Source organism: Mesorhizobium sp. P170090 (assembly GCF_057786115.1).
In genome coordinates this window covers 1,811,325-1,836,196 of sequence record NZ_JBYNWH010000001.1, presented here as the reverse complement: position 1 = coordinate 1,836,196, position 24,872 = coordinate 1,811,325, and the positions used below count along the sequence as shown (strand labels likewise).

15 protein-coding genes and 9 pseudogenes are annotated in these 24,872 nt (G+C 58.7%); 5 read left to right on the top strand and 19 right to left on the bottom strand.

The window, feature by feature from the left end; genetic code table 11:
- Positions 1-102: 102 nt before the first annotated feature.
- The 4 genes and pseudogenes from istB to AC3EML_RS08840 form a co-directional block, all read right to left on the bottom strand.
- Positions 103-976: pseudogene (gene istB / locus AC3EML_RS08855) on the bottom strand (IS21-like element helper ATPase IstB).
- A pseudogene (istA, locus tag AC3EML_RS08850) lies at positions 973-2,164 on the bottom strand (IS21 family transposase). The pseudogenes istB and istA overlap by 4 nt, the downstream one beginning before the upstream one ends.
- Positions 2,165-2,268: 104 nt before the next feature.
- The gene (locus AC3EML_RS08845) at positions 2,269-2,784 is read right to left on the bottom strand and encodes an IS3 family transposase (protein ID WP_352522241.1); all 516 of its coding nucleotides are present in this window, start codon (positions 2,782-2,784) and stop codon (positions 2,269-2,271) included.
- Positions 2,784-3,134, bottom strand: a complete 351-nt coding sequence (locus tag AC3EML_RS08840) for a transposase (RefSeq protein ID WP_352522242.1) — start codon at positions 3,132-3,134, stop codon at positions 2,784-2,786. The genes AC3EML_RS08845 and AC3EML_RS08840 overlap by 1 nt, the downstream gene beginning before the upstream one ends.
- A 161-nt stretch (positions 3,135-3,295) precedes the next feature.
- Here AC3EML_RS08840 and AC3EML_RS08835 point away from each other — a divergent pair.
- Together AC3EML_RS08835 and AC3EML_RS08830 are read left to right on the top strand one after the other, a co-directional pair.
- Positions 3,296-4,531 (top strand): annotated as a pseudogene (locus AC3EML_RS08835) (transposase family protein).
- 647 nt (positions 4,532-5,178) lie between these two features.
- Positions 5,179-5,496 (top strand): hypothetical protein, encoded by a 318-nt coding sequence (locus AC3EML_RS08830; protein WP_435053491.1) that lies wholly within the window; start codon positions 5,179-5,181, stop codon positions 5,494-5,496.
- Positions 5,497-5,604: 108 nt separating this feature from the next.
- On the opposite strand, the gene AC3EML_RS08825 is transcribed toward AC3EML_RS08830, so the two are convergent.
- The 9 genes and pseudogenes from AC3EML_RS08825 to AC3EML_RS08785 form a co-directional block, all read right to left on the bottom strand.
- On the bottom strand, positions 5,605-6,897 hold the full coding sequence (locus AC3EML_RS08825) for an NAD(P)/FAD-dependent oxidoreductase (RefSeq protein ID WP_352522245.1): 1,293 nt from the start codon (positions 6,895-6,897) through the stop codon (positions 5,605-5,607).
- A gap of 463 nt (positions 6,898-7,360) precedes the next feature.
- Positions 7,361-7,980, bottom strand: a pseudogene (locus AC3EML_RS08820) (CapA family protein); the annotation flags it as partial.
- A 12-nt stretch (positions 7,981-7,992) separates the two neighbouring features.
- Positions 7,993-9,075 carry an ABC transporter ATP-binding protein gene (locus tag AC3EML_RS08815; RefSeq protein WP_352522246.1) on the bottom strand — a complete coding sequence of 361 codons (1,083 nt, stop codon included), beginning with the start codon at positions 9,073-9,075 and terminating at the stop codon, positions 7,993-7,995.
- Positions 9,072-10,100, bottom strand: coding sequence for an ABC transporter ATP-binding protein (locus tag AC3EML_RS08810; protein WP_352522247.1), 1,029 nt, complete (start codon positions 10,098-10,100; stop codon positions 9,072-9,074). The genes AC3EML_RS08815 and AC3EML_RS08810 overlap by 4 nt, the downstream gene beginning before the upstream one ends.
- Before the next feature lies 1 nt (position 10,101).
- Positions 10,102-10,983, bottom strand: coding sequence for an ABC transporter permease (locus AC3EML_RS08805; RefSeq protein WP_352522248.1), 882 nt, complete (start codon positions 10,981-10,983; stop codon positions 10,102-10,104).
- Position 10,984: 1 nt separating this feature from the next.
- A complete protein-coding gene (locus tag AC3EML_RS08800; protein WP_488376747.1) occupies positions 10,985-11,926 on the bottom strand; it encodes an ABC transporter permease in 942 nt (313 codons plus the stop codon).
- Positions 11,926-13,533 (bottom strand): ABC transporter substrate-binding protein, encoded by a 1,608-nt coding sequence (locus AC3EML_RS08795; protein ID WP_488376748.1) that lies wholly within the window; start codon positions 13,531-13,533, stop codon positions 11,926-11,928. Before AC3EML_RS08795 ends, AC3EML_RS08800 begins: the two co-directional genes overlap by 1 nt.
- A gap of 861 nt (positions 13,534-14,394) precedes the next feature.
- Positions 14,395-14,703: a hypothetical protein gene (locus AC3EML_RS08790; protein WP_488376756.1), complete on the bottom strand. Its 309-nt coding sequence runs from the start codon at positions 14,701-14,703 to the stop codon at positions 14,395-14,397.
- 98 nt (positions 14,704-14,801) lie between these two features.
- Positions 14,802-16,064 (bottom strand): ATP-grasp domain-containing protein, encoded by a 1,263-nt coding sequence (locus AC3EML_RS08785; protein ID WP_488376749.1) that lies wholly within the window; start codon positions 16,062-16,064, stop codon positions 14,802-14,804.
- A gap of 454 nt (positions 16,065-16,518) precedes the next feature.
- Between AC3EML_RS08785 and AC3EML_RS08780 the strand changes: the two are divergent.
- Positions 16,519-17,099 (top strand): annotated as a pseudogene (locus AC3EML_RS08780) (malate synthase G); the annotation flags it as partial.
- A gap of 387 nt (positions 17,100-17,486) precedes the next feature.
- Positions 17,487-18,656, top strand: a complete 1,170-nt coding sequence (locus tag AC3EML_RS08775; RefSeq protein ID WP_352756489.1) for a M20 aminoacylase family protein — start codon at positions 17,487-17,489, stop codon at positions 18,654-18,656.
- 154 nt (positions 18,657-18,810) lie between these two features.
- Here the strand turns inward: AC3EML_RS08775 and AC3EML_RS08770 are convergent.
- Positions 18,811-19,332, bottom strand: a pseudogene (locus AC3EML_RS08770) (transposase family protein); the annotation flags it as partial.
- 99 nt (positions 19,333-19,431) lie between these two features.
- Between AC3EML_RS08770 and AC3EML_RS08765 the strand changes: the two are divergent.
- Positions 19,432-19,619 (top strand): annotated as a pseudogene (locus AC3EML_RS08765) (integrase); the annotation flags it as partial.
- Here AC3EML_RS08765 and AC3EML_RS08760 read toward each other — a convergent pair.
- From AC3EML_RS08760 to AC3EML_RS08740, 5 genes and pseudogenes are all read right to left on the bottom strand, one after another.
- Positions 19,548-19,698 (bottom strand): annotated as a pseudogene (locus AC3EML_RS08760) (ABC transporter permease); the annotation flags it as partial. The pseudogenes AC3EML_RS08765 and AC3EML_RS08760 sit on opposite strands and share 72 nt — an antisense overlap.
- Positions 19,675-20,213, bottom strand: a pseudogene (locus AC3EML_RS08755) (ABC transporter permease); the annotation flags it as partial. The pseudogenes AC3EML_RS08755 and AC3EML_RS08760, both read right to left, overlap by 24 nt.
- The gene (locus AC3EML_RS08750) at positions 20,213-21,820 is read right to left on the bottom strand and encodes an ABC transporter substrate-binding protein (protein ID WP_488376750.1); all 1,608 of its coding nucleotides are present in this window, start codon (positions 21,818-21,820) and stop codon (positions 20,213-20,215) included. The gene AC3EML_RS08750 and the pseudogene AC3EML_RS08755, both read right to left, overlap by 1 nt.
- A gap of 651 nt (positions 21,821-22,471) precedes the next feature.
- Complete coding sequence (locus AC3EML_RS08745) at positions 22,472-23,659, bottom strand: glycine C-acetyltransferase (protein WP_352522330.1); 1,188 nt, start codon at positions 23,657-23,659, stop codon at positions 22,472-22,474.
- A gap of 281 nt (positions 23,660-23,940) precedes the next feature.
- Positions 23,941-24,807 (bottom strand): aminotransferase class IV, encoded by an 867-nt coding sequence (locus tag AC3EML_RS08740; protein ID WP_435053501.1) that lies wholly within the window; start codon positions 24,805-24,807, stop codon positions 23,941-23,943.
- Positions 24,808-24,872 lie beyond the last annotated feature (65 nt).

Below are 24,872 nucleotides of genomic sequence, written 5' to 3'. Positions count from 1 at the left end.
TGCGTATTGAGAGCCTCGATCGGAAAGATGAACGCAGCCTGGTGTCAATGCCGCTCGAATTTTCCCCAAAAGTGCCGAAGTAAAATTCCCCAGTTTCGCCGCTCAGGCTGTTGCGGAAGGGTGTCCATTTTTCGGCGGCCGGCCGCGCGGTCGTGATGGTGCGTTGAGCGTCGGCGGCGTGATGGAGGCTTTTGATCGCAGGTGTCGGGCATGAGCTCGGCGTGTTGTCGGAGCCGATAGCTCGATCCTTCGATCTGGACGACGACCGCATATGATGAAGCAGGCGATCGAGAAGTGCGGTTGCGATGACAGGATCGCCGAAGACCTCGCCCCATTCGGCGAAGCCGCGGTTTGAGGTGAGAATCATGGCGCCCTTCTCATAGCGGGCGTTGACGAGTTGGAAGAACAGATTGCCGCCACCGTGGATGACGGGCAAGTAGCCGATCTCGTCGACAACGAGCAGAGCAGGCCGGCAGAAGAAGCGGATGCGTTCCTGCAGGCGGCCTTCGCGTTCGGCCCTTGCCAGTGCGGCGATGAGTTCGGCGAGCGTGCAGAAATAGACGCTCTTTCCAGCCTTCACAGCCTCGACGGCAAGTGCGATGGCCAGAAGGCTCTTGCCTGTGCCGGGTGGGCCGAGGAAGTGGACGACCTCGCAGCGGGCGACGAAGCCGAGTTGGGCGAGCGTGAAGATTCGATCTCGGTCGAGCGAGGGCTGGAAAGAGAAGTCGAAGCCGGCGAGCGTCTTGGTCGTGGCCAGACGCCCCATGCGCAGTGCCGTCTTGATCCGGCTGTTCTCGCGGAGGGTCAACTCTTCCGAAAGGAGGATGTCCATGGCTTCGAGGGCGGCGATCTCGCCTTGCTCGAGCCGGCGCACGATATCATCGAGCGCTTCGAGCGCTCGTGGCATCTTCAGGCCGACGAGATCGTGGCGGATCCGGTCGATTGTGGATGGCGTGGTATCGAGCGCATTCGTCATGGACGCTGCTCCTTCGCCATCACCCGGGCGACGGCATCGTAGAAGGCCAACGGGCGCTGAGCGACCCTGTCGCCTGAGCCATGAAGGATGACCTCGTCGTTCCTCAGTATTTGTCGGCGCTTGTGGACGTGGATGTTGCGATGCCCGGGCTCGACATGACGCTGGTGCCGACCTTCTAGAATGGGATGGATGGCAATCAGTGCGCCGTCCTCGAAGATGCGTACCTCTTCGGCCAGAGTGTGCACCTCGACGACACGGCGCCTGGTGGCGTCGGGCACGCTATAGAAATTGCCGCCAACGCTAACCATGCCCTCCCGGCTGATGCGTCGCTCGAGCTTCAGGACCGATCGGAACGGAGCCAACGGCAGCGGCCGGAGCGCTGCCCGCTCCTCGGCAAAAGCTTCGTTGACGACACGCCGTGTGGTTGCGTGAACTCTCGGGTTTGCGACCGTGTCCAGCCAGTGACGCAACTGCGCATTCAAGTCTTCGAGGTTGCGAAAGGACCGGGCCAGGAAGAAGTCCTCGCGAATGTAGCGGAACGGTCGCTCGACCTTGCCTTTTGTTTTGGCGCGGTAACTGGCGGGCAAGATCGACGAGGGCACGGTTGTAGACGATGCCGCCGGTATCGCCTTCGCCGATCACAGCCGTCTTCATACGGTCGTAAAGCACTTCGCGAGGAGCGCCGCTCAGCGCCTCGAAAGCCCCAGCATGGCAGCGCAAGACAGTCGGCAGATCCTGGTGGACGACGAAGCGTGCCCAGATAAGGCGACTGAAGCCAAGCACCATGGAGAATAGCCAGACGATTCTCGGCGTGGTCTGCGCCTGCTCGCCGGGCGGGGTCTCGAAGCGAACCTCGTATCCACGCTCCGCCGCGGCAGGACGGACGTCGCGCAGGAAGTCGGTAACGGCCGTGTAGCCGCCGCCATAGCCGAGGTTCTTCAGTTCGCGGAAAAGCCGGCTGCCGGTGAGCCCGGGATATCGCGTGACCCGTTCGCGAAGATAGGCCGTGAAGGGATCGATTACCGCCTGACGCGGCTTGCGTGGTCCGTAGGCCGGAGCCTCGAGCCCGCGCGCTATGTATTTGCGCACCGTCTTGCGGTCGATCCCGCTCTCCCTGGCGATCGCCGACACCGACAGGCCCTGCCGATGCAAATCCAGTATCATCATCATCTCCCCGATCTTGATCACCGAAATCCCTCTCCCGACCATCAGGAGAAGCATCAACGATTACGCGCCGCCGGTCTCCCGGAGCGCGCTCCGGAAGACCGGCGGCAGCGCTATACTGGGAAGATTCAAACGGCACTTCTGGGGAGTATTGAGCCGGCATCGAGACCTGGAGGCGGACTTCTCCGTTCGATAGCCGCTTTCAAGGCTGCTATCGTCAGGCGGGCATCGATGGACCGGCCGATGGCGTAGCCGACGATCAGGCGCGACCACGCGTCCAGAATGACCGCGATATAGATGAAGCGACTGGGCAGGGCGACATAGGTGATGTCGGAGACCCAGAGCTGGTTTGGGGCGATCGGATCGATACCCATGGCCAAGTTCGGGAAGATCGGACCCTCATGATTGCTGTCGGTCGTGGCAATGAAGCGCCGCCTGACCCTTGGCTGCAGATCGTGCTGCCGCATCAGGCGTCGGAGCTTTTTGTGGTTCACCACCATGCCCCGCTGTCGCAGGGCGGCGCCGACGCGGCGGTAGCCATAGGATGCGAACTCGTCGCAGATCGCGAACATGGCTTCGACGATCGCGGTGTTGACCGCTGCCATTTCCGGGCGGTTGTAATAGGTCGATCGAGCGATGCGCATCAGCCGGCATCCTTCAGCGACGGAGATGCCCGGGGGCCGGTGATGACGGACGTAGTCCCGCTTCTCGGCCGCGGTGCGTTTCTCAGAGCCCCATTTAGAAACTCCAGTTCCAGAGCCTGCTTGCCGACGAGGCGTTCCAGCGCTGCGATCCGGGCTTCGTATTCCTGAAGCAGGTCGGCGGCGTGCGCCTCGTCGTCGAATGCGCCTTCCTCGTATTTGCGGACCCAGATGCGGATCAGGTTGCGCGAGACGCCGTGACGTTTCGCCAGACCGTGCAAGGTCTCGCCGGAGACGAACTCCTGCGCGACCTGGCGTTTGAACTCGATGCTATGACTGCGATGCTTTGCCATGGGTTCTCTTTCCGAAAACCCGGAAGGCCGGTCAATTCGCCAATCCCGATCTGTCCACCCTCAGGGGCGCACTCCACATTGGGGGTAAAAATTGGGGTCTGACTCACATTTGATGATTTTGCATGGCGGCGTGGTGCTGTTTTCTGACGCGAATCAGCACCATGGTGAGAAATTTGCGTTTGTCGTCCTTGATCCCGGCGGGATTGTTGTCGAGGCCATCGCTGAGAACGAAGGAGTGATCGTCATTACCGCGCAATCAGGGACGCTGGCGCGGCCTTGCCTCTTTGCCGCAGAGTGTCGAGCCGCGTCCACAGCCGCTATGTTCGACGCGTGTCCGATCTTCCCTGTAGTGGGACGAAGGTAGAGCTCCGCCTCGTCGCGCGGCGCTTCGTCTGCGATGCAACATTGTGCCGTCGAAGAATCTTCGCCGAGCGCTTTGACGACAGTGTTGTCACCGAGCGATCGCGCCGGACCTCGCGATTGGAGTGTATCGTTCATCACCTTGGACTGGCGCTTGGCCGCAGGGCGGCGGCTAGTTTCGCAAAGCGGCTGATGGTTCCGGTCAGCAACGACACATTTGGCGGGTGGCGACGGGCCTGTTTACGAACAGACCCTATCAAGATTGTCGGCATCGACGACTGGGCCTATCGCCGTAACCATCGCTGTACGGCACGATCGTCTGCGATCTGGAGCGACGGCGGGTCGTGACGTTGTTGCTGAAGTTGCCGGGGTCGAGGCTTGGCTGGCCGATCACCCTGAGATCGAAACCGTCTTGCGCGACCGCGGGGGCGGTTACGGCGAAGCCACCGCCAGTCATCACCGAATGCGGTTCAGGTCGCCGACGCTCATGAAGAATGCGAGCGCGGCTTTCCTCGACGCCGTTCGCAAGTCGATGCGGATAATCCGAACTGCGATCGGCCCTACGACGATCAATCCCGACTTGCTCACCTACGTGGAGAAGCCATACGAAGGATACCTGCGGCGTGATGAGACAAACGCGGCGCTCCACAGGTGCCGTCAGCCAGAACGATCGCGCGGCTGATGACGACGGCCCGTGATTATCTGAGCAAAGCCGACACGGTCATGATCGCCGCCATCGAGGCGGGCGTGCCCCTGCTGGTGGAAGCACGCAACCTGATCGCCGGTTTCCATTCCATGATCAGCAAGAAGCTTGCCGATGATTTCGAGCCGTGGATCGCCGACGCCGGCAAAAGCCTCATCGCGTCTTTCGTCAATGGCACAATTCGCGACATGCCGCCGTCCGCGCCGCGATCACCGAACCATGATCCAACGGTCAAACAGAGGGACAGATCGCCAAGCTCAAGCTTGTGAAACGGCAGATGTATGGACGCGGAACGCTCGACCTCCTGGAAGCCAGGCTGATCGATGCCGTATGATCCCGAAGTTCATCGAGAGTGCGTCAGACCCAAAATTGCACGCCGAAACATACGGACAGGCTGACCTAGTAAGTGCGTCTGTTGCATCGACAGCACTGTGGTCATCGTTCTTTCCGGCAGGGTCTGTGGTTGCGGTTAGCTCATAGCGTATCCGGGCTGAAGTTCTACGGCATGAGCTGATCGATGCGGGAGATTGTCCAGCCCTTGGCGATACGCTGAGGGTTTCCTGGAGCCAGACGAGTGGAGTGACGCCTTTCATTTTTGCGTCTGCAGCGTGGTGCCTCAAGGCCGGGCCGTATGTGGGCAATGCGGCAAGCATTGCCGGGTTCGTTACGCTGCCCGGCGTGGGCGGCAGGAAGCACATCTATGATCGCGCCCATCCATACCTGTCGTGGGGACCCTTGTGCCAGTCGATCGCCGGGCCTCCTGTCGATGAAGCGATGGCGCAGCCACGATTATACGCGGCACGGCACCCTTTCGCTGTTTGCCGCACTCGATGCCGCTATCGGCACGATCATCGGCCGCTGCTTCAAACGCCACCGCGCGCAGGAACTTCTGAAGTTCCTGCGCGAGATCGAGGCCAATGTGCCGGCTGACCTCGATATCCACATCGTCATGGACAACTACGCCACCCACAGACCAGCACAGTGCCAGGCTTCTTTCTCAAGCGGCCTCGTTGGCACATCCACTTCACGCCGACGGCCGCGTCGTGGCTCAACCAGGTCGAACGCTTCTTCGCCAACCTCACCGAAAAGCAGATCGGGCGCGGCTTCCACAGGTCGACACAGGAGCTGGAGACGGCAATCACAGCCTATATCGAAACCGTCAATGCCGATCCCAGACCCTTCAGATGGACAAAGTCGGCCGACGATATCCTCAACGGCATCAAACGCTTCTGCCTCGCAACGATCCAGACCGCCGGAAATCAAACCAGAATGGCAGAAACTTCAGAATCAGGACACTAGACGTCGTGATCGCCACGAGCGAAGCCTGGGCCGTGCCGGTAAATCAAATGGTGGCCTGGTATTCTGCCGGCGATCGCCTAAGTCGTAAGGCTTTCGCAAAGTCAAGATTTAGCATTCAGTAAGAGGGTGCATAGCCGGAAACACTTGCGCGCGATTGAATCGGGAGAGCGAATAAGGCGATATATCGATTGAAGGCCTTTCGTCCATCATCAAGGCTGTTGCGAGACGCGCCATCATTGGTGCTTCCGTCAAACCATAGTGTCCATTGCCGAATGCGAAGATCACGTTGCGGTCACCAGTCGCACGATCCAGCACAGGTAAGCCATCCGGGAGTGAGGGCCGCATGCCTACCCATTGTTTTGCTCCAGAGCGCTCCAACCCCGGAAACGTCATCATCCCTAATTTGAGCATGCGGTCGGCGAAATGCCAGTTGGGTTTCGCCTCCAATCCGGAGAACTCGGCACCTCCGGTAATGCGTAACCCCATCTCCATCGACGTAGCAGATATACTCAAGTCACAGTTCGTCACAGGCAAGTTCAGGTGGACGCCCGACTGAGGCAGAGTAATATGATAGCCCCGTTCTGCCTCTAGAGGCACGCGAGCCCCAAACATACTAGCAAGCCGACGAGACCATACGCCGGCTGCAATTACCAGAGCATCATACCGCTGCCGCGCTCCGCCTTCCAGGATGGCAGTTCCACCACCTTCGGGACTGCGCTCGACAGCCACCAAGGCGGCACGCCGAACCGTCCCCCCACGCGCCACAAAAGCATGGGCAAGGACCTGAACCAGCCGGTACGGGTTGGCGCAAAAGCCATTGTCAGGAAAGAATATCCCGCTACCATAAGCTGCGGACAAAGCTGGCACAAGGTCTTGGACTTGCCCCCCCGAAAGGGCTTCAACGCGGACCCCGGCCTCAGCGCGCAAGACACGACTAAGTGTAGTGCCATCCGCGCCGTGGGAATGACGCGAAACATAAAGTTGACCTGCCTTCGTAATCAGATCTGTCTCTCCAAGCTCTTGCAACAGGGGAAGGTAAAGATTGAACGTCTCCTTATGTAACGCATGCATCGCCCTTGAAATATGCCTCACGTTTGCGGGATGGCTCGCCCTAAGCCACCGCAATAAAAACGGCGCGAGTCGTGGGAGGTGGCGCAAACTTATGGATAGAGGTCCGTAAGGCGAAAACACCCAAGAGGGAATCTTTAGGAGATTTCCTGGCATGGAAAAGGGCACCACCGCCCCTGCTACAACGTTGCCCGCGTTGCCGAAAGAGCAACCGTCGCCGGGTGATCGAGGGTCGATAAGTGTCACGCTGCAGCCACGACGCTGCAATTCGACGGCGCAGTTAATGCCAACGATACCGCCGCCTGCTACTAAGACCTCTTTGGGAAGGCTCATATGGCAACTACTCTTTGTTTGTGGGCCTGTTCTCTGCAGAGCGCCCGTACTTCATAGGCGCGGCAGAATGGCACATGACGATGCACAGTTTATTCCAAATCGAGTCACGCGGTGAAATAGAGAACTCATAAGATCGAGAGCTTTGGCTCGATAATAGTAATCGATGCCGACGCGAAGGGGCGCCCTTCCCTCGTTAGACGCGGGACTAATCGACTACCGTGAGAAACGTCAGATCGTTGCGCCCAATCAACGCTGCGCAGTCGTCACCTTGTCGTCGTTGCCAGCGCCTGGCCGGACGCCCGCTTGAGAAGCAGGAAGTTGGATATCCCGACTACCCACGACAGTCGAAACCATCCTCCTGCGCAGAACGTTTGATGACACATACGTGGGGCCCTCAGTCATTGCCGGTGGTAGCGATCACCCTGCGAGGTCAAGATCTCATAGGATATGGTGCCTGCGGCGTCATGTCGGGCGGGAGTATGATGCTCCTCGTCAAACGAAGGGGGTTCAGGCCCGGTCTGCCTGGGGCCTCGCCAGCTGGATCACATGCACGCGCCATGGACCCGAACGTCGAGGCAAACGACAACATCGCAACACGCCCGCGAGGCGTCTCCAGGAAGCGGGCGGCCCCCGCCTGTGCGAGGTTCTCGCCAGCGCCTGCATGGATGATCCTGTGGCTATCAAGCGCGCGGCTTGTCTCGCGCATCCCTTCGACGCCCCAGTCGAGCGTGTGGTTGTTCGCGCGACTGACCATATTGAAGCCCATCGCTTTCAAATCAACTCCCAGTTCCGGGTCGCTGATGCAATACGCTCCGCCGTACTCAGCCTGCGGGCATCCTTTGGCAGAACATCCAAGATATTGGTTTCCAAGTTGCCAAAAGTAACGTCGGCCCCATTAAAGATCTTGAGGACATCGTCCAAGCCGGGATAATGACTTTTTGTTACTGGCCGCGCATAGAGAAGGTCGCCAACTGCCGCCATTCTGAAACCTTTTTCAACATTTGTGGCAATGGAACCCACAGTGTCAAAGCCATCGTCATCATGGGCTGGATGACGACCACTTTCGTGTGAATCTCTTTCCATGATTCCTGCTTTTCACGAGTGCTGTTTTGAGTGCCTTGATGTTCCGGTGGACCAAACCGTGCGGCTATGCGACGGGAGCAAGTCGAGCGCTGCCCTCCCATCCGACTGTCCTGTAATGCCTTCAGCCGGAGCGCGCACATGACAGGCGACGACGCGCCCGTCAGCCATCGGTACTAAAGGCGGCACCTCGATTCGGCAGCGCTCGACCGCGAGCGGGCAGCGCGGATGGAACGCGCAGCCCTTGGGCGGATTGACAGGGCTCGGCACCTCCCCCTCGACGGGCGCCTCCAGCCGAACTCGCGTCGGATCGGGGATCGGGGCTGCCGCGATCAGCGCCTCGGTGTAAGGGTGGACGGGCTTGGCGAAGAGTGCCTCACATGGGGCGAGCTCCACGATCCGCCCCAGATACATGACCGCGACACGATGGCCGATATGCTCGATGACGCCAAGGTCATGGGAGATGAAGACGAAAGCGATGCCCATCTGCTGCTGGAGATCCAGAAGCAGGTTCAGGATCTGAGCCTGTACGGAAACGTCGAGGGCCGAAACTGCCTCATCGGCGATGATGAGCGAGGGCTGGAGAGCCAGAGCCCGTGCGATGCCGAGCCGCTGCCGCTGACCACCCGACAGTTCGGACGGGAGCCTGTCCATCATCTGAGCCGACATGCCAACTTTTCGCAGAAGCTCCGCGGCAAGCTCTTTGCGTTGCTTGCGGCTGAGGTGCTCAAAATTCTCGACGGGTTCAGTAATGATCTTTTCGGCGGTGATGCGCGGGTTTAGCGACGAATAGGGATCCTGGAAGACCATCTGCATCCGCCGCCGCCAGGCACGCAAAGCACCCTTTTTGAGACCGGCGATGTCGGTGCCCTCGATCAGCACGCGTCCGCTCGTCGGTTCCGCAAGCCGCATCAGCAGACGCGCGATAGTGGACTTGCCGCAGCCGGATTCGCCGACGATACAGAGCGTCTCGCCAGCCTCGACGGAGAAGGATACATCCTGGACCGCGCGCACCACCGGGATGGTCTTGTTCAGGAACCCCGCACCGAGCGGATAATGCTTGGTTAGGTTCTCGACTTTCAGCAGAGGTCCGCTCATGCGCTAACCACCTCTTCGGCGCGCCAGCAAGCAGCGGCGTGGCCCGGCCCGACGTTAATCACAACCGGCGTCTTTTCACGGCAAATGTCTATCGCGAACGGACAGCGAGGCGCGAAACTGCATCCGATAATTGGCTCGCGCAGGCTGGGTACGATACCAGGGATTTCTGGCAGACGATGCTGTCGGCCGCGCCGCCGATCAGGCACCGAGCGCATCAGTCCCTGAGTGTAGGGGTGCGCAGGGCGCGCGAACAGATCAATGACGCTCGCCTGCTCCACGATGCGGCCGGCATACATGACAATCACGCGTTGGCACGTCTCGGCGACGACGCCCAGATCGTGCGTGATGAACATCACCGCCGTTCCCATGCGCTCTTTCAATTCAACCACCAGCCGCAGGATTTGGGCCTGGATGGTGACGTCGAGCGCAGTTGTCGGTTCATCGGCAATCAGAAGTTCCGGTGAGCAGGCAAGCGCCATGGCGATCATGGCGCGCTGGCGCATGCCGCCCGACATTTCGTGGGGATAGTTGTCAACCCGACGGTCGGGATCCGCGATGCGGACCAGACGAAGCAGCTCTTGCGCCTTGGCCATCGCTTCTGGCCGGGAGGCCTTGGTGTGAATCTGCACCGCTTCGGCGATTTGGTGACCGATGGTATATACCGGGTTCAGGCTTGTCATCGGCTCCTGGAAAATCATGGCGATCTGGTTACCACGAATTCCTCGCATATCTCGTTCAGAGAGTTTTAGAAGGTCGCGCCCGCGAAATCGGATCTCGCCGCCAACGGTCCTGGCGCTCAGCTTCGGCAGCAGGCGGAGAATTGAAAGAGCGGTGACGCTCTTGCCGCATCCGGATTCGCCGACGATGCCGAGTGTTTCGCCACTCTTGACCTGGAAGCTGATGCCGCCCAGCGCGCGGGTGACGCTGTCTTCGCCGTAAAAGTGTGTCTCAAGGTCTCGGACATCGAGAAGCACGTCATCGCCTATCGTCGTATGCATTTGGCCTATTGTCGTATGCATTTGCATGTCAGCGCCTCCGCTTCGCACGGGGATCGAAAAAGTCGCGCAAGCCGTCCCCAAGAAGGTTAACGGCAAGGACCATGACCGCGAGGCAGATGCCGGGAGCAAAGACGGTCAACGGAGCGATAGCGAGATACAAGCGAGAGCTAGAGATCATGTTTCCCCAGCTGGGGATGTCGGGCGGGACTCCCACGCCGAGAAAGCTTAGCCCGGCCTCTGTCAGAATCGCATCTGCGCAGACAATGGCGCTTTGCACCATAAGCGCAGGAATGGTGCTCGGCAGGATATGCCGCCACAGCACCTTCGGCAGGCGCGCACCGCCGCAAATCGCGGCTTCGACATAGGGACGCTGCCGAACGCTCATAACCACCGAACGAACGATCCGGGTGACGCTTGGCAGCTGGACGATCGTGATGGCGAAGATGAGGATACCGACTCCGGGGCCGGTCAGGGAAATCAGCGCGATGGCTAGGAGAACCGTGGGGATCGACATCAGTCCGTCCATGACCCGCATCGCGATGCTGTCGAAGCCGCGGCTATAGCCGGCGAGGACACCGATGAGAAGGCCGCCGAGAGCTGCACCCGCCGCCGATATCAATCCCACCATGAGGGAGATCCGGGCGCCGAACATTGTTCGTGCAAACACGTCCCGCCCCAGATTGTCGCTTCCGAACCACATCTCAGCCGAAGCTGGCTGAAGACGTTTGAATGGATCCATGTTGAGAGGATCGCCGACGTAAAGCGGGGCAGCGAGTGCTAGAACGATCATTAGCGCCAGGAGGCCGCCGCCAAGCACGACCAGTGGCTGCCGCCTTGCGAGACGCGGCAGGTCAGATATTTGCAGGGGGCCCGTCGCGACGGCTTCAACTGGTGGGGAGAGGAGTGCCATATCAGTACCGGATGCGAGGATCGACCAGTGTGTAGGAAAGATCGACCGCCAGATTGATCAAGACGTAAAGGCCCGAAACAAGGATGAGCACGCCTTGAATGATCGGGTAATCGCGATTGTTGATCGCATCGACCACCAAGCGACCCACGCCAGGTACGTTGAAAACCGTTTCCGTGATGACGACACCCCCGATCAGACCAGCGAAACTCAAGCCGATTACTGTGAGGATCGGAGCACCTGCATTCTTAAGCGCATGGTGGAAAAGCATGGCATAGGACGACGCGCCCTTGGCGGCGGCCGTTCGCATATAGTCTTCCGACAGGACCTCCAGCATGCTCGCTCGCGCTATGCGCGCGATGAAAGCAATATAAGCGATACTCAAAGTGAGCGTCGGCAGGATGAGGTGCTCTAGCCAGGGCCAGAGGCCTTGGCCAATAGGCTGGTATCCCTGCACCGGCAGCGAATGCATGCTGATCGCGAACAAGTATATCAGAAAGAAGCCGATGACGAACACCGGGACCGAAAAACCAAGTGTCGCGAATGCCGTCAGGATGCGATCAACCAGGCCGCCAGTTCGCCATGCGGCAAGGATACCGAACGAAACCCCGACCGTCACCGAAAGGATCATCGTCAGGATCGACAGGCAAATGGTCGGTTCAAGGCGCTGTGAGATGAGTTCGAGAACCGGTCGCCCGGCAAAGATTGATGTGCCGAAATCACCGCTGAGCATGTCGCGCACCCAATGAAAGAACTGAACTGGCATGGGATCGTTCAGGCCAAGCTTTTCACGGATGCCGGCGATCATCTCCGCCGTGGCCGACTTGCCGGCGATAATCGCGGCCGGGTCACCGGGCGCCAGCCTCAAGAGCAGGAAGACGAAGACCCCGACCATTGCCATGACGGCAATGGTCGAAACTAGTCTGCGAATGATGTAGGCAACCATCAGGCTGAGGCCTTTTGCATGTTCCACATCGCGAAAAGGTGCGGCATCTCGATGAGTCCAGTGAGTGCCTTGCTACGTGCCAACGGCGAGATAGTTTGGCCGAGTCTAACGTCGCCGACGAACTCCCACCAAATCCGTTGCATTTTACGGGCCAGTTCCTTGCGTTCGTCGAGTGTTTCGACATCCGCCCATTTGGCCCGCAGGGCCTCATATTCATCGTTCTTCGGCCAGCCGTACCAGGCCTTGTCGCCGTTTGCGCCTAGGAAGGGCGCGGAGATTGGATCGCCTTGGACGTAGTCAGGGTCGTCCGTGATGAAGATGCTCCAGCCGCCGCTCTCGACGGGCTCCTTGTTGGCGCGCCGCGCAACAACCCCCCCCCAGTCGCTCGGTGCAAGCTCGGCATTGACCCCGATCTTCTGCAGCGTGGCCGCCAGAAGCTGCGAGGCGGCGTGGGCCGCCGCCCAGCTCGTTGGGTCGAGAATGACGACCTTTTCGCCCGCGTATCCCGCCTCTTTGAAGAGTTGCTTAGCCTTTTCGGGGTCGCCGCCCTTCTTGTACCACCCCGTATTTTCGTCATTCGAGTAAGGGGTGGTGTTTCCAAATATCGAAGTGACGGGTTGGCCATATTTTGGATCGGGGGCCGTGACGCTCAGAAACGCCTCTTGATCGATCAGGTGAAGCATCGCTTGGCGCGCCTTCACGTTGTCGAACGGCTTCTGCAGATGATTCATGCGCAGACACATGTCTGTGCCCGACTTGTTCAGAAGTTGTAGTACAAGGTTAGGATCGCTCTCGATCATGGGGTAAAGATCGGCGGAGGGCCACATCACCAGATCGACCTCACCCGCCTGTAAGGCTGCCAAAGCGGTCTGCTGATCGGCGATATTATCCCAGATGACGCGATCGATCTTGACGACTTTCCCGCCGGCGTATCCACTCGACGGCTCACTGCGGGGTACGTATTTTTCGTTGCGATCGTAGGTGAAGCTCGAACCTGGCTTTGCAAGAGCTTCATTGAACTTGAACGGCCCCGATCCGATATTCGCAGTCACCTGCTCGGTTGCGGGGCGGCTAGCGTCCTTCTCGCGCATGATGAATGGGACCGGCTGCGATACCTTCGCCAGTAGGTCGATCAAGAGCCCTAGCGGCTCTTTAAGCGCGATCGTGAATGTCTTATCATCCTTCTTCGAGATATCCTTGGCCCGCTCCATGAGAATTTGCCCTCCGGAATCCACTTGACCCCAGCGGCGGATCGAAGCGACACAGTCGGCCGCAGTGACGGGAGTGCCATCGTGCCAGCCTAAGCCATCCCGGAGCTCGAACGTATAGGTTTTCTTGTCCTCGGAAACGCCCCACTTCCCTACCATTTGCGGCTGCGGCTTCAACTCGGAGTCGAGTGCGAACAGCGTTTCGTATATGCCCAGGCCATGAATGGAGGTGCGATCATCCGTGTTGAAGATCGGATCGAAAACGGTAAGGTTACCCATCATCATCCGCACCGTTCGCGCGGCGGTTGGCTCCGTTTGCGCCCGCAGTACCGACGGCATCGATAAAGCAGTTCCAGCGGCCATGCCCATTTTGATGAGGTTGCGGCGAGAGATTCTCATATTTCCTTCCCCTTTCGAGTAGACGGCGCGATTAATTCGACGCTTCTAAAGTCTTGTCTTCACCTCGGTTATCGCTAATAAGCGACATGATCGGGCGACAGGTACGAACTGTAGCCCCTGGACCAGGAACGTTTGCGTCGAAATGAGTGCGCCGCTGAAATAGAGGCCCCACAAAGGGGCGTTGTTTGAAATGCGGGCGCCTCCGCAGGCCGGATCCGATAGCTCGCTCTAGGTCCGCAAACGCACCAGCCCCGCCGCTGGACCAGTTCCGAAAAAGTCAAGGCGTACGGGCGGGCTAAACTCTCCGATCCGCGCAACTCGGGCCAAGGCGTGAGGCGCCTTAATGAGGAGAGGTTGACGGACGTCGCAAGTGCAAATCCGGCGAGATCTGTAGATGTGAACGATGACGCGGCGTTCATGATGAAGTCGATCCTACCGCACTGGGCGCGCTTGACGTAGAGTTTTCTACGTAGCGTATCGCCTTGTAGTGCGACGGGCCGCGCTGCCGATCTTGGGCATCCGGACCTGGTCATTGCCAAGGGTTCGAAACAGCGTCGCATGTGGCTGGCGGCGGCTGGCCTCAGCTTTTTATCGGTTTGCCGTAATGATGTTGCTTCCGGAATGGCATGGCGAAGGATTGTGAGGTGAGATGCCGTAGAAACCGGTAAGCTGTTTCGGCGCTAGACGTCATGTTCCTGGGCCGAGATCGGTGGCCCGCCCTTTCGTGGGATTGAAAGACGAGGGTTGCTTCTCTATTCGACAGGTTGAAGTCAAGCGCTTGTCGAGCTTTCCGCTTCGCCGCGCATGACGTCCTTGCGGGGTCTTGCTTCCCTACGGGATCGGCGCTCGGGCCGCCGCCCTTTATGGGGGATCGGGGTCATATCCGGCTGCTGCGAAGTAGTTTGCGCATTCGTGCGGCTCGAACAGTTTGACGATTTGGCCAACGGTGTTCCAGAACGGAACGCTCTCGTCCAGCCACGGTTGCGCAACCAGGCATCGGAGAGCACTGCGACCGATGGGAACGGATTTGTCCTCGCGCAGGCGCAGGACCATTTCATCGACCGTGATGTCTTTCTCCGCCTCGATCCTGCCGACGATAAAGGCTTCATGCGCAACTCCACGCATGCAACCGCCGCTCGCAGTGCGGATAGCTGAGGCAACCCTGACCATTGCTTCCTTCCGTCGTCGTTACGTCACCCATGCCGGCCTGATCCCGCTCATGCTCGCGCAATGCGCCGATGATCTGCTCTTGCGTGAACCACGGTCTCTTAATGGCCTGCCAGGTAGGAGCTAGGTTGCCATTCGGAGGGAGTCGAAAATGGTGTGATCGACCAATCGACTAAGTCTACAGCATCCTGGAGTATCGTCTCGGTCTGGGCAAAGCTGGGTGAAACGGCGATGATATGTCCGATCGCGTCGCGGTAATCGCCTTTCCTGTGGATCGGTGTCTTGGGCTCAACATAGAACTTGACTTCGACTATACCTGGTATAGCAGCTGCCCTATTGCTATTGATTAAGTCGAGGATGCCATCGCCATCAGGAATTATAAACCGAGCGGCCGCAGGGTGCGAATGCCTTCTGCGCAAATCCCACTCCTGACCGATGACAAGCTTGATGTGCTCAGTGACGAGATCGATACCGTAAGCCAGCTGAACCAACTGAGGAGTAGGCGTGCCAGGGAGACGCGGATTGACTTCGATAACGACTGGGCCGCGCTTCGTCCACCGGATTTCAACGTTCGATGGTCCCCAGCCAAGGTCCAGAACTCGCAAACAGCTCAGCGAAACATCGACGATACGTTTCTGCTCCCCATCGGCTAGCGGAGCCGGAAAGCTCACACCATGAAAGACGAAATGCGGGTGGGGGCCGAAGTCGGCGGGCGCTATCCCAACGACTTCATTTCCCATTATCTCGGCCCCGTATTGTGGGCCTTGTGCGAATTCCTCGACCAGTAAGCTCGGCGAAGACCGCCATATGTGATCGCCGCCCAAGAGATAGGCCGTATGTTCAGCCAACTCGTCGGCGTTGCGGCACAATTGGACACCGCTGCTGCCGCTGCCCACGACTGGCTTAAGAACTACTGGCAAGCCGATCTCCTCGGCGGCGCGTTCTACATCCGTCGCATTCCTCGCCAAGCGATAAGCAGGTACTGGAACCCCGGCCTTGGCGAGAAGCTGACGTTGAGTGAATTTGTTGCAGCATCGTTCAATCGATGCGGGGTTCGGTCCCGGTAGATCGAAACGCCGGCAGAGTTCGGAAGCCATCACACAGGCCGACTCGTCGGCGCCCGAAAAGCCGGTAATGCCCGAAATATCAAAGGTCGCACGTACCCGGGCACATTCGTGGATTAGCGCATCGAGATTGTCTGTATCGACACGGATTGCCTCAATTCCTTCCGCCATAAGATAGTCGTACTGAGTTGGATTAGCCGACAGAGTAATTGGATGCAGACCAAGACGCCGGGCCGCTTTCACGTATAGCAAACCAATACCACTGTGGCCTTCAACCAGGATGAGCGCCCTTTTTGTCATTGGCGTTGACCTCCGTTGCGTGCTGTGCGGCGGGCCGAGGTAAATAGGCATCACTGACCTCCGACTAGATTCTCGGTCCGTGATACGGCGTTGCTTGCATGCGCCGTGCCAAAGGAGAAGACGTGTTGAAACAACCTGATGGCGCTCATACCACTATGTCGCATGTCCGACATCGTCAGACATTGCCCGGATAAATGTCTGCGGTCCACAATTGCAGGCGGACGGCTGCGATGGCGTCGCTGAATGTGAAGCGGTTTGGTGTACCCTATGCCGCGGCATTGGGTACAGCGTCATAGCTGAGCAGGTTGTCGGCCCAAGTCGTGACGAGGGAATTGAGGCTGAGCGATGCAGGGGTGGCTCGATGCCAAGTCGGACCATTGAGGCTGGTCTTCACCCCGCGATGGCGCGCACTTCGGCAAAGGTGACCTCGACCTGCTAGCGTCGGACAAAGAAGGCAAGCATGCCCTCGCCGAAGGTGGCGACGCTGCACGCAACGCACTACCACAAGGTCGATGTGCATGCTGTGCAGGCAGCGCTGAAGAACCGGCCCAAGGCGAAGCTCGACGACATCCTGTCGGTGCCGGTGGCCAGGCGGCCGAACTGGACGCCGGACGAGATCCAGCGCGAACTCGACAACAACGCGCAAGGCATTCTCGGCTATGTCGTGCGCCGGATCGACCAGGGTGTCGGCTGGTCGAAAGTGCCCGATCAACGATGTCGGCCTGATGGAGGACCGCGCCACCTTGCGCATCTCCTCGCAGCACATCGCCAACTGGCTGCGCCACAAGGTGTGCTCGGAAATCCAGGTCAGGGAGTCGCTACAGCGCATGGCGGCGATCGGCGACCGCCAGAACGTCGGCGATCCGCTCTACCGGCCGATGGCCGGATTTCGACAAGTCGATCGCCATTCAGGCCGCCTGCGACCTGGTGTTCAAGGGCACAGTCCTGCCCAACGGCTACAGCGAGCCGGTGCTGCATGCCAGGCGGCTGCAGCTGAAGAAGGACCGTTTGCGAACGTGCTGCGGGGCTACATGAGTGCATTCAATCTCGCGGCTGCAACATGATCATCGCGAGTGCGCTTTACGCAGCGCAGGAGAGGTGCCTCAAGCCATTAAGCCTTGCGGTCCTCCACGGCAGTTCTTGCTTTCAAGCCGACCACCTCCCATTGCCTCACTTGCGGAGCTAACTGAAAAGCTGGCGTTCATTTCAAAACGTAACGCTTTCTGGCGTATTGTTTCGGCAATCGGTGCAGTTTGGCACCAAACCGACGCGCTTTTGCTCCAATCTTCTCGGGCACATTCTCATCCTATTGAGCGGGATTGCCATACCGCGCTCAAGAAGGACAAATATCGGCCATCCATTTCCCGACAGGACGTTGCTGGCAAGTGGGTCGGCAGAATTCATTCAAAAGGCTAATGCGGCATGACAAGCATTGAAACTTTCCGGGAACTACAGCGCGAGGCGACCGAGTGGCGCCGCTATCTACATGAAAATCCGGAGTTGGATTATCGGTTGGAGTACACAGCGAAGTTTGTGGCGGAAAAACTGGCTTCGTTCGGCATCAATCACATCGAGATGGGTATTGCTGAAACTGGCATCGTCGCGTTGATTCAAGGCGAGGGTGGAGACGGGCCGACGATCGGATTGAGGGCGGATATGGATGCTCTTCCGATCATTGAAACTTCAAACAAACCCTGGTCGTCGAAAATACCGGGCATTATGCATGCGTGCGGCCACGACGGTCACACGGCCATGCTTTTGGGTGCAGCGAAACACCTGGCCAAAAGCCGCAACTTCAAAGGCACTGTCGCCTTAATCTTTCAACCGGCCGAAGAAGTGGAACTCCCGTCGGGCGCCCTGCGGATGGTTCAAGAAGGGATCATGGATCGCTTTGGCATATCTCAGGTTTATGGCATGCACATTATGCCGGGCATTGACATCGGCAAGTTCGGCATCCGCCCTGGTCCAATCATGGGCTCGCAGGATGACTTCGATATCCTCGTTAAGGGCACTGGCGGCCATGCGGCCAACCCACATCGAACCGTGGATCCCGTTGTTATCGCAGCTCAGATCATTCTGGGTCTGCAAGTTTTGGTTTCGCGCAGGACCGACCCTTTGGAGTCGCTGGTGATATCCGTCACCAAGCTGAGTGCCGCCCAGGCCTACAATGTCATTCCCGACCAAGTTGCCATCTCCGGAACGGTCAGGGCTCTGGCGTCCACCCTGCGAGACTTCGCCGAGCGAGAGATTCCGGCCGTCGCCCGGGGCATCGCTCAGGCGTTCGGCGGGGATATAGAATTCAAGTACATGCGTTCTGTGCCGGCTACATCCAACAACTCGGAGGAGACCACGCTGGCCATCAAGGCGGCACGAGATCTCGTCGGCGCGTCCTCCGTAGACGCTGCAACAAGAATAAACATGGGCGCGGAGGACTTCGCGTATATGCTCCAGGAGCGGCCAGGAGCCTACATCTTTGTTGGCAACGGACCGACCGCTGTATGTCACAACCCAGCTTTTGATTTTGACGACGAGGCATTGCCTTACGGCATCGGTTGGTGGGTGAAACTCGTCGAAACCATCTTGGCGCCGTGAGTGCTCCGGTTTGGTAATCTGCCCCTCGGTTTGGCTATTGGACCGGGGAGATATAATCGCTGCGCTCACGGCCGCTCGGTCTTTGACGAGGCCGTTGACGAAGAAACGACGAGGCTGGATCGACCTAGCTGTTTGGTCCCGGCATTCGAGTCGACAGTTGATCGTGCTGGTCATAGTGGAAACGTGACGGTGACGTCCTTGATGGTTCGTTTGATCCGCTCGACCTGGCTGTTGGTCCATGGATGGTTGATCTTGGTGAGCCGGTGCTCGATGCCATAGTCGGCGCAGACGTCGTCGAAGACATGCCTCGGGGTTTGGCGCTCGCAGCTGCGATTGGTGAACTGGATGCCGTTGTCGGTCAGAATGGTGTGGATCAGATCCCGAAGGAACTGGGCCATCGTCATCTTGTCCGCGGTCGCGTGCAGTTACGCAGCTTGTCGGCGCCCGCCTGCGGCAACCGCGAAATGCGTGGTGCTGAAGGCAGCGATGCAATGACGAACGCGGCTCTCTGGGACCGGTCGGAAGATCGGCGGTCGAGTTTGGTGCCGCCACTTCGCAACCGTCTTCTGATCGATGCATAGCGCTTGACGAGGTTCTTCAGGCTCTCTTGAGAGTGGACGGCGCCCGCAACGGCATCATCCTCGTGAGAGGCGTGCCAAGATGGCTGCTGTCGCAGCACTCATCTCAAAAGAAGCACCGTCTATGGACAAGAATATCACCGATCTCGGCGCAGTCGTCGCCGTTGGCCGGCCAAGCACGTCTCAGGTCCACGGGTCGACATCTTCTGGAGGCCGGCGCCGACGTGCGCACCTGCAGCTGCTGCTCGGTCGCCGCAGCCATGCGACCACCGCTCATTACCGCCGCATTGCCACCAACAAGGTCCGCGCCACGTCGTGCCTCGAACATTGTTCGTGCAAACACGTCGCGCCCAAGATTGTGGGTCCCAAACCACATTTCCGCTGAAGGCGGCTGAAGGCGTTTTGAAGGGGTCCATGTTCAGGGGATCACCGGCATAAAGCCAGGGCCAAAGGCCTTGGCCAATAGGCTGGTATCCCTGCACCGGCAGCGAATGCATGCTGATCGCGAACAAGCATATCAGAAAGAAGCCGATGACGAACACCGGGACGGAAAAACCAAGTGTCGCAGTGTCGCGAATGCCGTCAGGATGCGATCAACCAGGCCGCCAGCTCGCCATGCGGCAAGGATACCGAACGAAACCCCGACCGTCACCGAAAGGATCATCGTCAGGATCGACAGGCAAATGGTCGGTTCAAGGCGCTGTGAGATGAGTTCGAGAACCGGTCGCCCGGCAAAGATTGATGTGCCGAAATCACCGCTGAGCATGTCGCGCACCCAATGAAAGAACTGAACTGGCATGGGATCGTTCAGGCCAAGCTTTTCACGGATGCCGGCGATCATCTCCGCCGTGGCCGACTTGCCGGCGATAATCGCGGCCGGGTCACCGGGCGCCAGCCTCAAGAGCAGGAAGACGAAGACCCCGACCATTGCCATGACGGCAATGGTCGAAACTAGTCTGCGAATGATGTAGGCAACCATCAGGCTGAGGCCTTTTGCATGTTCCACATCGCGAAAAGGTGCGGCATCTCGATGAGTCCAGTGAGTGCCTTGCTACGTGCCAACGGCGAGATAGTTTGGCCGAGTCTAACGTCGCCGACGAACTCCCACCAAATCCGTTGCATTTTACGGGCCAGTTCCTTGCGTTCGTCGAGTGTTTCGACATCCGCCCATTTGGCCCGCAGGGCCTCATATTCATCGTTCTTCGGCCAGCCGTACCAGGCCTTGTCGCCGTTTGCGCCTAGGAAGGGCGCGGAGATTGGATCGCCTTGGACGTAGTCAGGGTCGTCCGTGATGAAGATGCTCCAGCCGCCGCTCTCGACGGGCTCCTTGTTGGCGCGCCGCGCAACAACCCCCCCCCAGTCGCTCGGTGCAAGCTCGGCATTGACCCCGATCTTCTGCAGCGTGGCCGCCAGAAGCTGCGAGGCGGCGTGGGCCGCCGCCCAGCTCGTTGGGTCGAGAATGACGACCTTTTCGCCCGCGTATCCCGCCTCTTTGAAGAGTTGCTTAGCCTTTTCGGGGTCGCCGCCCTTCTTGTACCACCCCGTATTTTCGTCATTCGAGTAAGGGGTGGTGTTTCCAAATATCGAAGTGACGGGTTGGCCATATTTTGGATCGGGGGCCGTGACGCTCAGAAACGCCTCTTGATCGATCAGGTGAAGCATCGCTTGGCGCGCCTTCACGTTGTCGAATGGCTTCTGCAGATGATTCATGCGCAGACACATGTCTGTGCCCGACTTGTTCAGAAGTTGTAGTACAAGGTTAGGATCGCTCTCGATCATGGGGTAAAGATCGGCGGAGGGCAATATCACCAGATCGACCTCACCCGCTTGTAAAGCTGCCAAAGCGGTCTGCTGATCGGCGATATTATCCCAGATGACGCGATCGATCTTGACGACTTTCCCGCCGGCGTATCCACTCGATGGCTCACTGCGGGGTACGTATTTTTCGTTCCGATCGTAGGCGAAGCTCGCGCCCGGTTTAGCAAGAGCATGATTGACTTTGAACGGCCCCGATCCGATATTCGCAGTCACCTGCTCGGTTGCGGGGCGGCTAGCGTCCTTCTCGCGCATGATGAATGGGACCGGCTGCGATACCTTCGCCAGTAGGTCGATCAATAGCCCTAGCGGCTCTTTAAGCGCGATCGTGAATGTCTTATCATCCTTCTTCGAGATATCCTTGGCCCGCTCCATGAGAATTTGCCCTCCGGAATCCACTTGACCCCAGCGGCGGATCGAAGCGACACAGTCGGCCGCGGTGACGGGAGTGCCATCGTGCCAGCCTAAGCCATCCCGGAGCTCGAACGTATAGGTCTTCTTGTCCTCGGAAACGCCCCACTTTCCCACCATTTGCGGCTGCGGCTTCAACTCTGAGTCGAGTGCGAACAGCGTTTCGTATATGCCCAGGCCATGGATGGAGGTGAGGTCACCAGTCGTGAAGATCGGATCGAAAACGGTAAGGTCACCCATCATCATCCGCACCGTCCGCGCCGCGGTCGGCTCCGTTTGCGCCCGCAGTACCGACGGCATCGATAAACTGGCTCCAGCGGCCATGCCCATTTTAATGAGCTTGCGGCGAGAGATTGTCATGTTCCAATTCCCCTTTCGAGTTGACGGCGCGATTATCGGCGCTTCTAGGGTCCTGTCGACTCACGGCCCCTCGGGTTTCTGAACAAAGGCCTAATCGGAGCGACAGGTACGAACTGTAGTCCCTGGCCCAGGAACGTTTGCGCCAAAATGAGTGAACCGCTGAAATAGAGGCCCCACAAACGCGCGTTGCTTGAAATACGTGTGCCTTCGCGCGCCGCATCCGATAGCTCGTCTTGGGTCTGCAAGCGCACGAGCCCCGTTTTGGTCCGGCAAAGTATCTGGCAGGCAGTGGAATTGAGAGGCACTGTAGCTCTCATCTTCCAGCTTGCCGAAGAGGTCAACTTCCTTCTGGAGGGTTCAAGATGGTTGAGGAACGCTTACTAGATCCCTTGGAATCTCGAATGTTTTTGGCATGCATAACTGGCTGGGGCATCGACATTGGAAAATTTGGCATATGCGTTTGGTCCGATGATGGCGTCCCAGGACAGTTTCGACATCACAGTGAATGGACGCGGCGGCCACGCTGCCGTTCCGCACTTGGCAATCGACCTCGTGGTCATCGCCGCCCAGTTCCCACTGTGGTCTGCGCCATGCGCCAGCAATCGCACAACGTCAAAGCGTATGCCTGAGTTGACCAATATCCTTTGGACATCAGATGACGCTCAGTTCCCTGCCCACCTCGACGAAGGCCTCAACGGCCTGATCGATATTCGTAGTCGAATGCGCCGCGGACATTTGCGTGCGGAGGCGGGCCTGACCTCTCGGCACCACTGGAAAGAAGAAACCGACCACATAGATGCCGCGCTGAAGCATTATCTCGGCCATCTCCTGTGCGAGGCTGGCGTCGCCCAAAATCACAGGCACGATTGGGTGGTCGGTGCCGGCCAGCGTAAACCCTGCCTTTGTCATCTTCGAGCGAAAGCGGTCCGCATTGGCATAGAGCTTCTTGCGCAGCACATCGCCTTGGTCGATCAGGTCGAAAACCTTCAGCGAAGCCCCTGCAATGGCAGGCATTAGCGTATTGGAGAAGAGGTACGGCCGCGAGCGTTGGCGAAGCCAGTCGACGACCTCGCGCCTGCCTGACGTGTATCCGCCCGACGCGCCTCCAAGCGCCTTGCCGAGCGTACCGGTGATCATGTCTATGCGTCCCTCGACACCACAATGTTCTGCCGAGCCGCGCCCGTGCCTGCCGACGAAGCCCACCGCATGGCTGTCATCGACCATAACCATCGCTCCGTATTTTTCGGCGAGATCGCAGACGCCGCCAAGATTGGCGATGATGCCATCCATGGAGAACACACCATCGGTCGCGATGAGCTTGAAGCGGCTGCCTTCCGCCTTCTTCAGCTCCTCTTCCAGCGCGGCCATGTCGTTGTTGGCATAGCGGAAGCGGTTCGCCTTGGAGAGCCGCACGCCGTCAATGATCGAGGCGTGGTTTAGCGCGTCGGAAATGATGGCGTCTTCCTCGCCGAGCAGAGCCTCGAACAGCCCCCCGTTGGCATCGAAGCAGGACGAGTAGAGAATCGTGTCTTCCATCTTGAGGAATGACGAGATGCGCGACTCGAGTTGCTTGTGCTCTTCCTGAGTGCCGCAGATGAAGCGCACCGAGGCCATGCCGTAACCGTAGCGGTCGAGCGCAGCCTTAGCCGCGTTCCGCAGATCTTCATTGTCTGCGAGGCCAAGATAATTATTGGCACAGAGATTCAGGACCTTGCCGCCATCGGCGAGTTCGATCTCGGATGACTGCGACGAGGCAATGACGCGCTCGGATTTGTAGAGCCCCGCGGATTTTAGCCCCGCCAGTTCGGCCGACAAATGGGCAATCAAAGTCTTCTTCATCGGCAACTCCACTGGATGATTTGTGTACGCGGCAAAACCCCCAACAAGAACAGCCCCCCATATTCAGCGGGGGTTATGACACGGGCGGTATTACCGTCTCGGTAAAAGCGACGAGTCGCCGATCGTCGCGGTAGGCGCCGCGGTGTAAGGTTCCCGCTTGGCGGCGAGGAACGTCTGCCGTACCATCAAGAAGTGCGCTCAACTTACAGCAGTTTGGTGATGAGCCCATCGAGACCGTCACCAAGCCGCTCGCCAACTCGCGGTCAGTTGGGTCATTCCGATCACGGATAGGCGACTACAGTCGACCATGCCGGATCATCGTGCTTTTGCCAGTAGAGATCCATTAGCTGACGTGTGATGGGTCCGACCTGCCCGTTACCAATTACGGCGTCGTCGATGCGCGTCACTGGCATGATGCCGCCTGCAGTCGAGGTGATGAACACCTCGTCGGCTCCTTTGATCTCAGCACGGCTAATATCGGTGGCCGAAGCGGACAACCCACTTTCGGCGCAAAGATCAAAGACAGTCCGGCGAGTAATGCCAGGCAACACCCCAAGAGCGGGCGTCTTCAGGGATCCGTTTTTTACAAGGAACACATTGAAGCCGGGCCCCTCCGCAATGTGCCCGTTCATATTAAGAACCAACGCTGTCTCGGCTCCCATATCGTAAGCATTGAAAAGGCCCCGCACGAGATCGAGCCAATGATAGTTCTTGATCGAAGGATCGACCGATTGGGGGGGGATACGGACTATGTCGCTGATCGCGACGTGCAAGCCTCTTTCCAGCTGTTCCTTGTCGGCGACCGACCCAAATGGTACAGCAAATGCGATGAAGCGATTTTCCGCTTGCCGGGGATCGCGGCTAAATGTCGGAGACGAACCGCGCGTGCAGATCATCTCTACGTACGCCGATTTGTGGCCCGACAATGCGACGCAATTTTTTAGGATCGATGTTATTTCCTCGCGATTGTAGGGCAAATTCATGTGCAGACGTTCAACGCCGCGTAAAAACCGGTCGAGGTGCAAGTTCAAGCGAAAAAACCTGCCGTTCCAGACGTGCACGGTATCGTAAGTCGCGTCGGAGTGCAGAAAACCCCAATCGAGCACAGAAATCTTGGCCTCGGAGATCGGCAGGTATTGCCCATCCATGAAAGCAACCCCGTGAGGATAGGGCCGTCTATCAACGTGGTGATCAGCGACAGTTCGAGGTCTAG

What these genes read in the sequence shown, in the direction of transcription:
- AC3EML_RS08845 (WP_352522241.1), bottom strand. Translation starts at nt 2,784, where the DNA reads ATGCGCATCGCTCGATCGACCTATTACAACCGCCCGGAAATGGCAGCG.
- AC3EML_RS08840 (WP_352522242.1), bottom strand. Translation starts at nt 3,134, where the DNA reads ATGGCAAAGCATCGCAGTCATAGCATCGAGTTCAAACGCCAGGTCGCG.
- AC3EML_RS08825 (WP_352522245.1), bottom strand. Translation starts at nt 6,897, where the DNA reads ATGAGCCTTCCCAAAGAGGTCTTAGTAGCAGGCGGCGGTATCGTTGGC.
- AC3EML_RS08815 (WP_352522246.1), bottom strand. Translation starts at nt 9,075, where the DNA reads ATGAGCGGACCTCTGCTGAAAGTCGAGAACCTAACCAAGCATTATCCG.
- AC3EML_RS08810 (WP_352522247.1), bottom strand. Translation starts at nt 10,100, where the DNA reads ATGCAAATGCATACGACAATAGGCCAAATGCATACGACGATAGGCGAT.
- AC3EML_RS08805 (WP_352522248.1), bottom strand. Translation starts at nt 10,983, where the DNA reads ATGGCACTCCTCTCCCCACCAGTTGAAGCCGTCGCGACGGGCCCCCTG.
- AC3EML_RS08800 (WP_488376747.1), bottom strand. Translation starts at nt 11,926, where the DNA reads ATGGTTGCCTACATCATTCGCAGACTAGTTTCGACCATTGCCGTCATG.
- AC3EML_RS08795 (WP_488376748.1), bottom strand. Translation starts at nt 13,533, where the DNA reads ATGAGAATCTCTCGCCGCAACCTCATCAAAATGGGCATGGCCGCTGGA.
- AC3EML_RS08790 (WP_488376756.1), bottom strand. Translation starts at nt 14,703, where the DNA reads ATGGTCAGGGTTGCCTCAGCTATCCGCACTGCGAGCGGCGGTTGCATG.
- AC3EML_RS08785 (WP_488376749.1), bottom strand. Translation starts at nt 16,064, where the DNA reads ATGACAAAAAGGGCGCTCATCCTGGTTGAAGGCCACAGTGGTATTGGT.
- AC3EML_RS08775 (WP_352756489.1), top strand. Translation starts at nt 17,487, where the DNA reads ATGACAAGCATTGAAACTTTCCGGGAACTACAGCGCGAGGCGACCGAG.
- AC3EML_RS08750 (WP_488376750.1), bottom strand. Translation starts at nt 21,820, where the DNA reads ATGACAATCTCTCGCCGCAAGCTCATTAAAATGGGCATGGCCGCTGGA.
- AC3EML_RS08745 (WP_352522330.1), bottom strand. Translation starts at nt 23,659, where the DNA reads ATGAAGAAGACTTTGATTGCCCATTTGTCGGCCGAACTGGCGGGGCTA.
- AC3EML_RS08740 (WP_435053501.1), bottom strand. Translation starts at nt 24,807, where the DNA reads ATGGATGGGCAATACCTGCCGATCTCCGAGGCCAAGATTTCTGTGCTC.